We start from the raw sequence: 12,402 nt of genomic DNA, 5'->3' as shown, positions 1-12,402 counted from the left end.
GCTGTGGTCGTCGACCAGGTGGAACCCCGTTCCGGTGACGTCGACGGTGTCGGCGGAGCCCTGCCAGGTCCACCAGCCGAAGACGCCGACGACGATCGCGGCCGCCGCGATCGCGAGGATCATCGGCAGGCGGCGGCGGGGTCCGCGGCCGTAGCGCTCGTCGAGCTGGGCGGGGGTCGTCACGGTGGGGTGCTTCCGATCGTTAGGCTTGAGGTTCCAGGTTATCCCGCGGGAGGCCAGGGGCCCGAACGGGCCGTGCCCAGAAAGGCTGAGAGATGATCGAGGCGATCCTTGCCGCTGCGGCGGCGACCCCCACTCCGACCCCGACGGTCGACCCGAACCTGGTCACCCCGGGCCCCGTGGGGTTCGTGATCGTCGCGGTGGTGGTCGTCTTCGCGGCCCTCCTGATCTGGGACATGCAGCGGCGGATCCGCCGGGTGCGCTATCGCGAAGAGGTGCGCGCCGAGCTCGACGCCGAAGAGGCCGCTCAGGGCGGCGCCGCGGACGGCGAGGGCGACGCGGGCGCCCCGAAGTCCTGACGACCCCGACGAGTCGGGCGGCTCAGCCGGGCAGGCCGAGCGACGGCTGCAGCGGCGCCAGCGAGATGAGCAGGCACGCGGTCCAGTGGCAGAGGAACGCCAGCACGGTGCAGACGTGGAAGATCTCGTGGAAGCCGAACTTCCCGGGCCACGGGTTGGGCTTCTTCATCGCGTAGACGATGGCGCCGCCGGTGTAGAGCAGGCCGCCGACGCAGACGAGCACCATCATCGCGACGTTGGCGTTGACCAGGTCGACGACGTACATGATCGCGCCCCAGCCGAGCAGCAGGTAGAGGGCGACGTACAGCCAGCGCGGCGCGTTGATCCAGAAGACCCGGAACAGGATCCCCAGGAGGGCTCCCGACCACACGAGCACGAGCAGGAGGACGCCCTTCTGCGGCTGCAGCGCGAGCGTCGCGAGGGGAGTGTACGTGCCGGCGATCAGCAGCAGGATGTTCGCGTGATCGATCCGCTTCAGGACCGACTTGGTCTTCGGCTTCCAGTTGAAGCGGTGGTACAGCGCGGAGTTGCCGAACAGCAGCAGCGACGTGACCATGAACACCGCGGCGGCCCACTTCGCGACCGTCCCGTGGGCGAGCACGATGAGCACGATCCCCGCCGCGATCGCCACCGGGAACGTCCCGGCGTGGATCCAGCCCCGCCAGGTCGGTTTGATCTCGATCTGCGCGTCGCGGTCGGCCGCCTCCATGAGGGGCAGCTCGGGGACGTCGGGTGCAGCGGATCGGGTCGCTCTGCGCATGGTTGAACTCTAGGCGTCCGCCCATGCCGTAAACCGTACATATCCTCTGGATGGCATGACGGCCGGATCGCGTCCGCGCGGTAGCGTAGGGGAGTGAGCGCACGGTCCGAACAGCCAGGGAACGGTCCCCTCTATCGGCTGTACTCCCGACGCCTGCGGCGACGGCTGGATCCGGCGACGATGCCGCACCACATCGCCATGATGATCGACGGCAACCGCCGCTGGGCCCGGCAGCTCGGCTATGCGACGCCGGCACACGGCCACAGGGCGGGCGCCGCGAAGATGCGCGAGTTCCTGGGCTGGTGCGATGAGCTCGGAATCAGGGTGGTCTCCCTCTACCTGCTCTCCGCGGACAACCTGGGCAAGCGCGATTCGGCCGAGCTCGCGGACCTCATCGAGATCATCGGCGAACTCGCCGACAGCCTCTCCCGCGAAGGCAACTGGCGGGTGCAGCACGTGGGGCGCGCGGACATCCTGCCCGCGGAGCTCGCGCGGGTGCTGTCCGAGGCCGAGGGGCGCACGCGCGACCACACCGGGCTGCACGTGAACCTCGCGGTGGGGTACGGCGGGCGCAACGAGATCGTCGACGCGGTGCGCTCGATCCTCGCGCAGCACGACGCGTCGGGCGGCACGCTGGAGGATCTCGCGGCCAACCTCACCCCGGAGATGATCGGCGAGCACCTGTACACCGGCGGCCAGCCGGATCCGGATCTCGTCATCCGCACCAGCGGCGAGCAGAGGCTCAGCGACTTCCTGCTGTGGCAGAGCGCGCACAGCGAGTTCTACTTCGTCGAGGCCCTCGGGCCCGACCTCCGTCAGGTCGACTTCCTCCGCGCCGTCCGCGACTACGCCGACCGCGACCGCCGCTTCGGGCGCTGAGCGGCGAGCGGCGCGAAGACCCTCTGCGCCGCGTGTCAGACTGGCGGGATGCGTGCGATCGACGACTACACCGCCACCTTCGGTGAGGACCCGGGGTACCTGAACTGGGCCGCGTTCGGGCCGGTGTCCCCGGCCGCGCGCGCCGCGGTGGTCGCCGACGCCGACCTGCTCGCGACGGGGCGCGCCGAGGGCATCGCCGCGGCGGCGGGGAGGACGGCCGAGGCGCAGGCCGCGGTGGCGGAGCTGCTCGGATCCGTACCGGACGAGGTCACCGTCCATCCCTCGTCGACGCACGCGCTGCAGCAGGCGCTCGCCGGCCTCGACGGCGGGGTGATCGCCTCCGCCGCCGAGTTCCCGAGCGTCACCATCACGCTCGAGCGCGCGGCGGCCGCGGCGCGCGGGCGCCTCGCCCCGCGGTGGATCGCGCCGGCCGGCACCCGGGTGACGGCCTCGGCCGTGGCCGAGGCGCTGGACCCCGCCGTGACGGCGCTCGTCGTGAGCCATGTCGACTTCCGCTCCGGGTATCGCGCCGACCTCGCCGCGCTCCGCGAGGTGCTCGGAGAGGACCGGCTGCTCATCGTCGACGCGGTGCAGTCCTTCGGCGTCGTGGACGAGGACTGGGCGGTCGCCGACGTCGTCGTCGGACACGGTTACAAGTGGCTGCGGGCGGGACGCGGCACCGGCTTCGCGCGGTTCACGGATCGCGCCCGCGAGCGGATCCGCCCCGTGCTCAGCGGGCGGATCGCGACCGCCGCCGCGGGCCTTCCCACCGATGCGCTGCCGGATCCGGCCCTGTCGGCCCAGGCCTACGCGGTCAGCGCACCGGATCCGCTCGCGGCGGGGCGTCTCGCGGCGGCCGCCTTCGAGATCCGGGACGTGGGGGTCGGCGCCGTCGCGGAGCGACTGTCCCGCGCCGTCGACGCGGTGCTCGACATCGCCGATCGGCACGGGATCGCGGTGGCGTCCTCGCGGAAGCCCGAGGAGCGCGCCGGCATCGTGGTACTCGCTCCCTCCGATCCCGAGCGGATCGGCGACGCGCTCGCCGCGGCCGGCGTCCAGGTCACGGTGCGGACGGGGGCGGTGCGGGTGGCGCCGCACGCCGGCACGACCGCGGAGACGCTCGACCTGTTCGACGCGGCTCTCGGCGACGCCGGAGAGTTAACCCGCCCTTAACCGTGCGGAGGGCGTGTCCTTCCTGCGCGATGTCGGTGGGGAGTCGTACGTTCATGGCATCGGACACGGCGTCCGATCGAGTCGGCCTCAAGGATCGCGACTCGTGGCCCTGGTCGACTCGCCTAGTACCGGGAATCCCCGGGTCGGGAGAGCGTTGTGGCCGCACGTACAGCACTGAAGAGCACCACCCGCACCAGCGCCGTGAGCGAAGGGGGTGCAACGCTCGATCAGGATCTGAAGACCTACGTGCTCGACACGTCGGTGCTGCTCTCGGATCCGCAGGCGTTCTTCCGCTTCGCCGAGCACTCCATCGTCCTGCCTGTCGCCGTGATCGGCGAGCTGGAGGGCAAGCGCCACGATCCCGAGCTCGGCTACTTCGCCCGACGCGCACTGCGCCACCTCGACGAGCTGCGCGTCGAGCACGGCCGGCTCGACTTCCCGGTCCCGATCGGCGACGGCGGCACGCTGCGCGTCGAACTCAACAACTCCGACCAGACGGTGCTGCCCAGCGGCATCCGTCTCGGCGACAACGACAGCCGGATCCTCGCCGTCGCGATGCATCTCTCCCAGGACGGGCAGGATGTCACGGTCGTCTCGAAGGATCTGCCGATGCGCGTCAAGGCGGCCTCCCTCGGCATCAACGCGGAGGAGTACCTCGCCGAGCAGGCGGTGGACTCGGGCTGGACCGGGATCAGCTCGATCTCGCTCTCCGGCGACGAGATGAGCGACCTCTACGAGAGCGAGGTCGGCACGAGCGAGGAGGCGATCGGCCTTCCCGTGAACACGGGCCTCATCATCCACTCGGAGCGCGGCTCCGCCCTCGGCCGGGTCACGGGGGACGGCGAGTACGCGCTGGTCCGCGGCGACCGCGAGGTGTTCGGCCTGCACGGGCGCTCGGCCGAGCAGCGCATCGCGATCGACCTGCTGACCGACCCCGACGTCGGCATCGTCTCGCTCGGCGGACGCGCCGGCACCGGCAAGTCGGCGCTCGCACTGTGCGCGGGCCTCGAGGCGGTGCTCGAACGGCAGCAGCAGAAGAAGATCATCGTGTTCCGTCCGCTGTTCGCCGTCGGCGGTCAGGAGCTCGGCTACCTGCCGGGCGACAAGGACGAGAAGATGAGCCCCTGGGGCCAGGCGGTCTTCGACACCCTCGGATCCGTCGTCTCCGGCAACGTCATGGATGAGGTCGTCGAGCGCGGGATGCTCGAGGTCCTCCCGCTCACGCACATCCGCGGGCGCTCGCTGCACGACGCCTTCGTGATCGTCGACGAGGCGCAGTCGCTCGAGCGCAACGTGCTGCTCACGGTGCTGAGCCGCATGGGGCAGAACTCCCGCGTCGTGCTCACCCACGACGTGGGCCAGCGCGACAACCTGCGAGTGGGCCGCCACGACGGCATCGCGAGCGTGATCGAGACCCTGAAGGGCCACAGCCTCTTCGGCCACGTCACCCTGCAGCGCTCCGAGCGCTCGGCGATCGCCGCGCTGGTCACGGAGCTCCTGGAGGGCGGCGAGCTCAGCTGACGCCGGGCGGGGTGCGGTTCTTCGCGCCGTGAGCACCTGCACGATCCGGGCACGGATGCACGACTGATTCGCGGCATCCGTCGTGCAGGTGTTCACGGATCGTGCAGGTGCTTCGGCGGGAGGGGGCTGAGTGGTGCATCCGTGACGCGGTCGTGCAGACGGGACGTCCGCGGGCAGGGCAGGGTCAGTCCGCGAGCCGGGTGAGGGCGGCGAGGATCGCGGCCTGCACGGTGGGCCAGTCGTAGAGGATCTGCGCATAGTCGAAACGGAGAGTCTCGTACCCGAGCCGGGATGCCGCGGCATCCCGCACCAGGTCCTTGTGCCGCGCGGAGCGGCCATCGTGATTCTCCTTGCCGTCGGCCTCCAGGATCAGGCGTCCCGCGATCACGAAGTCCACTTCTCCGACCCCGCGGATCCGGACCTGGCAGTCGAGTCGGATCCCGAGGAGGTGCAGGCGCAGTCGCAACAGCGACTCGAGCCCGCTGTCCGCATCTCCGCGGGCGATGTCCACGAGCCATCGAGCGATGTCGGGGAGCGCATCCCGGATTCGATTCCGGGCGGCGCGCGACAGCAGCCCTCGGCGCCACGCGGACTCGAAAGAGGCGAAGAACGCCTCGTCGCCTCCACATCGGTACAGATGCAGGAGCGCCGTCTCGACGTCGACCACTCCGAACCGGGTCGGCCCTTCGAAGAAGTGAGCGACGCAGACGCACCCCGGATGGGGATGGCTCCTGCCGTTGCGGCCGAGCCACACGTGGGGTGCGCCAGGATCGTCCAGGACCCACACGCCGTGGTGCCGAAGCGCAGCCCCACAGGTCGATGCGCCGCCGTGCGCCGCCGCGACGGCGACAGCGGCAGACAGGGCAGGGACGGCGAAGACGCCCGAGCGGATCCTTCGGATCCGGCCCTGCGCGACCGCGTCGGCCAACGCTCTCCGGCTGAGTCCCAGGCGCTGCAGCTGCGCACCGCGGGCGATGCCGCCCAGGCGGTCGAGTGTGGTCGAAGGATCCAGCATCCCCTCACCCTGTCGCTCGCGCCGTCCTCGTGGGGCCGCACTCCCGCAATCTGGGGAATGTCCGGTCCGAAGCCCGGTGGGGGAGGACGAGCGCCGGAGAACAGATGCACGACCCGGGAACGGATGCACGACGGATCCAGGCGAACGATCGTGCATCCGTACCCCGGTCGTGCAAACGGCATGTGCAAACCGCACCCACGCACCGCACCCGCCCCGAAAACCCCGGAAGCCGCGGCCCCGAGGGGACCGCGGCTTCCGTGTGAGCGGATCCGGCTCAGCCGGCGTGCGTCATCGACAGCAGGTCGAGCTTGGCGTCGAGCTGCTCGAGGGTCAGCTCGCCGCGCTCGACATAGCCGAGGTCGAGCACCGCGTCGCGGACCGTGATGCCCTTGGCGACGGCGTGCTTGGCGATCTTGGCCGCGGCCTCGTAGCCGATGAGCTTGTTCAGCGGCGTCACGATGGACGGGCTCATGCCGGCGAAAGCGGCAGCGCGCTCGACGTTGGCCTGCAGGCCGTCGATGGTCTTGTCGGCGAGCACGCGCACGGCGTTGGAGAGCAGGCGGATCGACTCGAGCAGCGCGGTGCCCATGACGGGGATCGCCACGTTCAGCTCGAACGAGCCGGAGGCGCCGGCCCAGGCGACGGTCGCGTCGTTGCCGATCACGCGGGCGCACACCATCAGCACGGCCTCGGGGATGACGGGGTTGACCTTGCCCGGCATGATCGAGGAGCCCGGCTGCAGATCGGGGATGTGCAGCTCCCCGAGACCCGTGTTGGGGCCCGAGCCCATCCAGCGCAGGTCGTTGTTGATCTTCGTCAGCGACACGGCGATCGTGCGCAGCGCGCCCGACGCCTCGACGAGGCCGTCGCGGTTGGCCTGGGCCTCGAAGTGGTCCTTGGCCTCGGTGATCGGCAGTTCGGTCTCGGCCGCGAGCAGCGCGATGACCTTCTGCGGGAAGCCGAGGGGGGTGTTGATGCCGGTGCCGACCGCGGTTCCGCCCAGGGGGACTTCGGCGACGCGGGGGAGAGCCGACTGCACGCGCTCGATGCCGAGGCGGATCTGGCGGGCGTAGCCGCCGAACTCCTGGCCGAGGGTGACCGGGGTGGCGTCCATGAGGTGGGTGCGGCCGGACTTGACCGCGTCCTTCCACAGCTCGGCCTTCGCCTCGAGCGCGACCGCGAGGTGGTCGAGCGAGGGGATGAGGGTGTCGATGAGCGCCTGGGTGACGGCGATGTGGACGGAGGTCGGGAACACGTCGTTCGACGACTGCGAGGCGTTCACGTGATCGTTCGGGTGCACGGTCGCGCCGAGGATCCGGGTCGCGAGGGTGGCGAGCACCTCGTTCATGTTCATGTTCGACGAGGTGCCGGATCCGGTCTGGTAGGTGTCGACCGGGAACTCGCCGTCGTGCTTGCCCGCCGCGACCTCGTCCGCCGCCTGGGCGATCGCGTCGGCGATGGCGCCGTCGAGGGTGCCGAGCTCCTTGTTGGCGAGCGCGGCTGCCTTCTTGATCCGGGCGAGGGCCGCGATCTGCGTCGACTCCAGTCCCTTGCCCGAGATCGGGAAGTTCTCCACGGCGCGCTGCGTCTGCGCCCCGTACAGAGCGTTCACGGGCACGCGCACCTCGCCCATGGTGTCGTGCTCGATGCGGTACTGCTCGTTATCGGTCACTGCTGTTCCTCCAGATGTGACGGGGTGATGAGGGGGGATGTTCAGGCGCGGGCGTCGCTGAGGCCCACGGTGACGACGGGCACGGCCGTGCCCTCGTTCAGCCGGTAGTTGGCGCCGACGATGCCCAGCTTGCCGTCGGCGACGGCCTGGGCGATCAGCTCCGAGGACTGCAGGAGGTCGCGCACGGTGTTGCGCAGGTGCTCCTGGCCCACGAGCTCGGCATCGATCTCGGCCACGGTGGATCCGCCGTGCTCGGCGAGCACCTTCCTCGCGGCCGGCACGATCGGGGCGACGAGGCGCCAGATGTGCGGGGGGAGCGGCGCGGCGTCGATCGCGGTGCCGTCGATCGCGGCGCGCACCGCGCCGCAGCTGTCGTGCGCGAGCACCACGATGAGCGGGACGCCGAGGATCGCCACGGCGTACTCCAGGCTCGCGACGATCGACTCGCCGAGGACCTGCCCCGCGTTGCGCACCACGAACAGGTCGCCGAGGCCCTTGTCGAAGATGATCTCGGCGGCGAGACGAGAGTCGGAGCAGCCGAACAGCGTCGCGAGCGGCGCCTGCCCGTCCACGAGTTCATGGCGCTTGCCCACGTCCTGATTGGGGTGCTCCGGGTCGCCCGCGACGAAGCGCCGGTTCCCCTCGCTCATGAGCTGCCAGGCCTCGTCGGGGGTGAGCGTGGTGGTGTCGGTCATCGTCCGCTTTCGAGTTGGTCGATCTGCGGGCTGATCTTGGCGACCAGCTCCGCCGTGCCCGCCTTGCCCAGGGCACCGTAGACGAGGACGTAGTCCTTGCCGACCTGCGTGCCGAGCGCGTAGTTGATGTTCGCCGCCGAGTCCGGGTTCGGGACCACGTACTCGTCCCACGAACGTCCGCCGATCTTCACCGTGCCCTTGGCGGAGGTGCCGCGCAGCGGGGTGGCGGCCCAGTCGGAGTCGGCGTCGAACGCCTGGGCGATGTGCGCATAGCCCCGGGCGTCGTCGGCCTGCGGTGCGACCGTGATGTCCCACACCGTGGGCTTGCCGTCGATCAGGACGGCCTTGTTCACGCGCCAGTTGTTGGGCGGGGTCGGCAGCAGCACCGGGCGGTTCAGGGTGCTCTGCGCGTTCTTGGCGGCGGCGGGGAGATCCACGGCGTTGGATCCCGTGAAGTCGCCGCGCGGCACGATGAGCACGATCAGAAGGACGACGCCGACGGTCGCGATGAGGGCGGCGATGAGGCCGCGGAACGTCTGGCTGGAGCGGTAGGCGGCGGAGGACGCGGCCTTGCGATCGGCGGTCTCCTGCGCGGTCTCGGGGCGGCCGAGCTCGGCGACGACCGGTGCGTTCTTCGGGGTGCGGCTCATCGTGCGTCTCCCTCGGAGGGGCGGGCCGCGTCCAGGCGGCGCTTCGCGCCGAGCAGCCACTCCTCGCAGCGTGCGGCGAGCGCTTCGCCGCGCTCCCACAGGGTGAGCGACTGCTCGAGCGTCGGGGCTCCCTGTTCGAGCTCGGCCACGACGCGGACGAGTTCGTCTCTCGCCTGTTCGAAGCTGAGGGCGGCGGGATCAGCGACGGTCGGCGCAGAGCTCCCTGCGGAGGCGGACGGCTCGTTCGACACAGTCACGCCTCCATCCTACCGGCGTGCGTCCGAGCCCTCTGCCGGTCCGTCGGAGCCCGCCGCCGGTCTCTCCTCATCGCGCGACTCGGCGATCTCCCCCTCCGACAGCGCGCGCAGCGAGCCGCGGTCGACGGTGAGGGTGAGGGCGGTGCCGGCAGGGGCGTCGGCGGCGGCGCGCACGATCACGCCGTCGTCGCGGTGCGCGATCGCGTATCCGCGGGCGAGGGTGGCTGCCGGCGACAGGGCGCGCAGCGAGGCGCGCAGCTCCGCCGTGCGCCTCGCCGCCGCGTCGATCGCACGTCCCACCGTGTCGCGGGAGCGGGCGGCGAGCAGCCACACCTCCTGCGCGCGGCGCTCGATGAGCGGTTCCGGATCCCGCAGCACGGGTCGCGAGCGCAACTGCTCGAGCTGGGCGATGTCGTGCGCGACGCGCTGCGACACCCGGGTGGTCGCGCGTGCTCGCAGCTGGGCGACCAGCGCGCGCTGCTCGCCGACGTCGGGCACCACGCGCTTGGCGGCGTCGGTCGGGGTCGAGGCGCGCAGATCCGCCACGTCGTCCAGCAGCGGATGGTCGTTCTCGTGGCCGATCGCGCTGACCACGGGCGTCGACGCCGCGGCGACCGCGCGCACCAGACGCTCGTCGCTGAAGCCGAGAAGGGTCTGCGGATCCCCGCCGCCGCGCGCGATGACGATGACGTCGACGTCGGGATCCGCGTCGAGCACCTTGAGCGCGGCCAGGGTCTCCGGCACGCAGCGATCGCCCTGCACCGCGGCATGCACGGTGCGGAAGCGCACCTGCGGCCAGCGCAGCTCGGCGTTGCGGTGCACGTCCTTCTCCGCATCGGAGTTCTCGCCCGTGATCAGTCCGATCACATGGGGGAGGAAGGGGAGCGGCTTCTTGCGGGAGGGATCGAAGAGACCCTCCCGACGCAGCTGCGCGCGCAGCCTCTCGAGGCGCTCGAGCTGGTCGCCGAGGCCGACGTGCTTCATCGCCGAGACCGTGAAGCTGAAATCTCCCGCCTTGACGAAGTAGTCGGCCTTGACCGCGGCGACCACGTGGTCGCCGACCGCGAGGTCGGCAGGGATCCGCGCCCGAACGCTCGACCACACCCTGATCGAGATCTGCGCATCCGAGCGGGTGTCCTTGAGGCGCGCGAAGACATTGCCGGCGCGCACGTTCCAGCTCGTGATCTCGCCCTCGACCCACACCGTTCCCCACTGCGCCACGAAGTCGCGGATCGTGGCGTTCAGCCTCGCGATCGAGGTCGGGGCGTCCGCCGAGGACTCGCGCGGCGCGACGGAGTCGGCGGGCGGGGCCTCGCCGGGGACGGAGGCTGCTTCGAAGACGGTCATCGCCTCCCCAGCGTAGCAATGGGCATCTGCCGGATCCCGGCCGGCTGTCAGGACGCCGCCGGTAGAATCGGGGCGTGAGTTCTCCCGTCGCGCTGCCCGTGCCGCAGATCCCTCGCCGCCGCCCCACGGCCGTGCGCGAGCCGCTCCAGGACCGTCCCGTCGACGGACGCAAGCGCGTGCTGCTCGCCGCTCCGCGCGGCTACTGCGCCGGCGTCGACCGCGCCGTGGTCGCCGTCGAGAAGGCCCTGCAGCGCTACGGCGCCCCCGTGTACGTGCGCAAGCAGATCGTGCACAACATCCACGTGGTCACCGAGCTCGAGGAGCAGGGCGCCATCTTCGTCGACGAGGTGGACGAGATCCCCGAGGGATCGCACGTCGTCTTCAGCGCCCACGGCGTCTCGCCGATGGTCGTCTCCGCGGCCGAGGACCGCCATCTGCACGCGATCGATGCGACCTGCCCGCTGGTGACCAAGGTGCACCGCGAGGCCGTGCGCTTCGCCCGCGACGACTTCGAGATCCTGCTCATCGGGCACGACGGCCACGAAGAGGTCGAGGGCACGGCCGGCGAGGCGCCGGATCACGTCACCGTGGTGAACTCCCCGGACGAGGCCGACACCGTCGAGGTGCGCGACCCGTCCAAGGTGGTCTGGCTCTCGCAGACGACGCTCTCGGTCGACGAGACCATGGAGACCGTGAACCGGTTGCGCACGCGCTTCCCGGAGCTGCAGGATCCGCCGTCCGACGACATCTGCTACGCCACCCAGAACCGTCAGGTCGCGATCAAGAAGGTCGCCGCCGATGCCGATCTCGTGATCGTGGTCGGATCCGCCAACTCCTCCAACAGCGTGCGCCTGGTCGAGGTCGCGCGCGAGTACGGCGCGAAGGCCGCGTATCGCGTGGATTACGCCGACGAGGTGCGCCAGGAGTGGCTCGACGGCGTCACGACGGTCGGTGTGACGAGCGGCGCCTCGGTGCCGGAGGTGCTCGTGCAGGAGGTCCTGCAGGCGCTCGCCGAGGCCGGCTACGGCGACGTCGAGGAGGTGCGCACGGCGGAGGAGGACCTGATGTTCTCCCTGCCGAAGGAGCTGCGCCAGGACGTCTCAGGGCAGCGCGACGAGCGAGCACTGGGCGGACGCAGCCGATGACCGATCCCGGTTCCGCGGAGCAGCCGCGTCGGCCCGCCTTCGGCGAATACGCGACTCCGGAGGAGCAGAGCAGGCGCGCGGGACGGCCGCTGGCGCCGCCCGTCGTGCACACGCCGCCGACGGCGCCTTCCGCCGTCCAGCCGGTGACTCCCGCGGAGGCCGCGGGGGAGCGCCCGGCGCACCCGGTCGACCGGATGGCATCGATCGCGCTGCTCGCCTACGGGCTCTGGAACGTGATCAGCACGGTCATCGTCTACCTCAGCCCGTCTTCGCTCCTGACGACGCTGATGCAGATGACGGGGATCTCCGGCACGTTCTCGAACTACGCGCAGGCACGGACCTGGGGCATCGTCGCCGGCGTCGTCCTGATCGGCGGCTGGATCGCGACCGCCGCATGGTCCGTGGCCCGGCTGCGGCGCGGCAAGCTCACGTGGTGGCTCCCGGTCGCGGGCGGCGTCGTCTTCGGAATGCTGGCGGCGCTCTGCCTGATGGTGCCGTTCTTCTCGGATCCGGCTGTCATCTCGTATCTGAACGCGCAGATGCAGAAGTAATCCTCTCCGATGAGAAGAGCCCGGCCCCTGCGGGGGCCGGGCTCTTCTCGATCCTGGGATCAGTGCGTGTTGCCGTTGTTGAACTGATGGCCGCCGCTTCCGGTGCCGTGGCCGCCGTGCGCGCCGGGACCGCGGCCGTCGGTGCCGGGCTCGACGTGGTTGGTCCTGGTGTGCACGATGTCGTAGTACACGCTCTGG

13 protein-coding genes and 1 pseudogene are annotated in these 12,402 nt (G+C 70.9%); 6 read left to right on the top strand and 8 right to left on the bottom strand.

The annotated features are described in order from the left end of the window. A pseudogene (locus tag B7X32_RS12485) lies at positions 1–183 on the bottom strand (DUF4307 domain-containing protein); the annotation flags it as partial. A 92-nt stretch (positions 184–275) separates the two neighbouring features. Between B7X32_RS12485 and B7X32_RS12480 the strand changes: the two are divergent. Further along, the gene (locus B7X32_RS12480) at positions 276–539 is read left to right on the top strand and encodes a hypothetical protein (protein WP_292719981.1); all 264 of its coding nucleotides are present in this window, start codon (positions 276–278) and stop codon (positions 537–539) included. A 22-nt stretch (positions 540–561) separates the two neighbouring features. On the opposite strand, the gene B7X32_RS12475 is transcribed toward B7X32_RS12480, so the two are convergent. Next, positions 562–1,299: a hemolysin III family protein gene (locus B7X32_RS12475; RefSeq protein ID WP_292719980.1), complete on the bottom strand. Its 738-nt coding sequence runs from the start codon at positions 1,297–1,299 to the stop codon at positions 562–564. A gap of 93 nt (positions 1,300–1,392) precedes the next feature. Between B7X32_RS12475 and B7X32_RS12470 the strand changes: the two genes are divergently transcribed. From B7X32_RS12470 to B7X32_RS12460, 3 genes are all read left to right on the top strand, one after another. Continuing rightward, positions 1,393–2,178 carry an isoprenyl transferase gene (locus B7X32_RS12470; RefSeq protein WP_292719979.1) on the top strand — a complete coding sequence of 262 codons (786 nt, stop codon included), beginning with the start codon at positions 1,393–1,395 and terminating at the stop codon, positions 2,176–2,178. A gap of 48 nt (positions 2,179–2,226) precedes the next feature. After that, positions 2,227–3,351: an aminotransferase gene (locus tag B7X32_RS12465; protein ID WP_292719977.1), complete on the top strand. Its 1,125-nt coding sequence runs from the start codon at positions 2,227–2,229 to the stop codon at positions 3,349–3,351. Positions 3,352–3,552: 201 nt separating this feature from the next. Next, positions 3,553–4,872: a PhoH family protein gene (locus B7X32_RS12460; RefSeq protein WP_292719986.1), complete on the top strand. Its 1,320-nt coding sequence runs from the start codon at positions 3,553–3,555 to the stop codon at positions 4,870–4,872. A 184-nt stretch (positions 4,873–5,056) separates the two neighbouring features. Here B7X32_RS12460 and B7X32_RS12455 read toward each other — a convergent pair whose 3' ends face one another. From B7X32_RS12455 to xseA, 6 genes are all read right to left on the bottom strand, one after another. Beyond that, positions 5,057–5,887, bottom strand: coding sequence for a type IV toxin-antitoxin system AbiEi family antitoxin domain-containing protein (locus B7X32_RS12455; protein ID WP_292719975.1), 831 nt, complete (start codon positions 5,885–5,887; stop codon positions 5,057–5,059). A 274-nt stretch (positions 5,888–6,161) separates the two neighbouring features. Continuing rightward, positions 6,162–7,559, bottom strand: a complete 1,398-nt coding sequence (locus B7X32_RS12450) for a class II fumarate hydratase (RefSeq protein WP_292719974.1) — start codon at positions 7,557–7,559, stop codon at positions 6,162–6,164. Positions 7,560–7,600: 41 nt separating this feature from the next. Next, positions 7,601–8,254 (bottom strand): carbonic anhydrase, encoded by a 654-nt coding sequence (locus tag B7X32_RS12445; protein WP_292719972.1) that lies wholly within the window; start codon positions 8,252–8,254, stop codon positions 7,601–7,603. Further along, positions 8,251–8,904 carry a DUF4245 family protein gene (locus B7X32_RS12440; protein ID WP_292719970.1) on the bottom strand — a complete coding sequence of 218 codons (654 nt, stop codon included), beginning with the start codon at positions 8,902–8,904 and terminating at the stop codon, positions 8,251–8,253. Before B7X32_RS12440 ends, B7X32_RS12445 begins: the two co-directional genes overlap by 4 nt. Beyond that, the gene (locus B7X32_RS12435; protein ID WP_045272345.1) at positions 8,901–9,155 is read right to left on the bottom strand and encodes an exodeoxyribonuclease VII small subunit; all 255 of its coding nucleotides are present in this window, start codon (positions 9,153–9,155) and stop codon (positions 8,901–8,903) included. The genes B7X32_RS12440 and B7X32_RS12435 overlap by 4 nt, the downstream gene beginning before the upstream one ends. A gap of 15 nt (positions 9,156–9,170) precedes the next feature. Then, complete coding sequence (xseA, locus tag B7X32_RS12430) at positions 9,171–10,508, bottom strand: exodeoxyribonuclease VII large subunit (protein ID WP_292719968.1); 1,338 nt, start codon at positions 10,506–10,508, stop codon at positions 9,171–9,173. A gap of 131 nt (positions 10,509–10,639) precedes the next feature. Between xseA and B7X32_RS12425 the strand changes: the two genes are divergently transcribed. Beyond that, positions 10,640–11,653 (top strand): 4-hydroxy-3-methylbut-2-enyl diphosphate reductase, encoded by a 1,014-nt coding sequence (locus tag B7X32_RS12425; protein WP_292719983.1) that lies wholly within the window; start codon positions 10,640–10,642, stop codon positions 11,651–11,653. Continuing rightward, positions 11,650–12,204, top strand: a complete 555-nt coding sequence (locus B7X32_RS12420) for a DUF6264 family protein (RefSeq protein WP_292719965.1) — start codon at positions 11,650–11,652, stop codon at positions 12,202–12,204. Before B7X32_RS12425 ends, B7X32_RS12420 begins: the two co-directional genes overlap by 4 nt. Positions 12,205–12,402 lie beyond the last annotated feature (198 nt).

The organism is Microbacterium sp. 13-71-7 (assembly GCF_002257455.1).
In the GTDB taxonomy this organism is placed as follows: domain Bacteria; phylum Actinomycetota; class Actinomycetes; order Actinomycetales; family Microbacteriaceae; genus Microbacterium.
The sequence above is the reverse complement of the archived record's forward strand: the minus strand, read 5'-3'. Positions and strand labels throughout refer to the sequence as shown.

What these genes read in the sequence shown, in the direction of transcription:
- B7X32_RS12480 (WP_292719981.1), top strand. Translation starts at nt 276, where the DNA reads ATGATCGAGGCGATCCTTGCCGCTGCGGCGGCGACCCCCACTCCGACC.
- B7X32_RS12475 (WP_292719980.1), bottom strand. Translation starts at nt 1,299, where the DNA reads ATGCGCAGAGCGACCCGATCCGCTGCACCCGACGTCCCCGAGCTGCCC.
- B7X32_RS12465 (WP_292719977.1), top strand. Translation starts at nt 2,227, where the DNA reads ATGCGTGCGATCGACGACTACACCGCCACCTTCGGTGAGGACCCGGGG.
- B7X32_RS12455 (WP_292719975.1), bottom strand. Translation starts at nt 5,887, where the DNA reads ATGCTGGATCCTTCGACCACACTCGACCGCCTGGGCGGCATCGCCCGC.
- B7X32_RS12445 (WP_292719972.1), bottom strand. Translation starts at nt 8,254, where the DNA reads ATGACCGACACCACCACGCTCACCCCCGACGAGGCCTGGCAGCTCATG.
- B7X32_RS12440 (WP_292719970.1), bottom strand. Translation starts at nt 8,904, where the DNA reads ATGAGCCGCACCCCGAAGAACGCACCGGTCGTCGCCGAGCTCGGCCGC.
- xseA (WP_292719968.1), bottom strand. Translation starts at nt 10,508, where the DNA reads ATGACCGTCTTCGAAGCAGCCTCCGTCCCCGGCGAGGCCCCGCCCGCC.
- B7X32_RS12420 (WP_292719965.1), top strand. Translation starts at nt 11,650, where the DNA reads ATGACCGATCCCGGTTCCGCGGAGCAGCCGCGTCGGCCCGCCTTCGGC.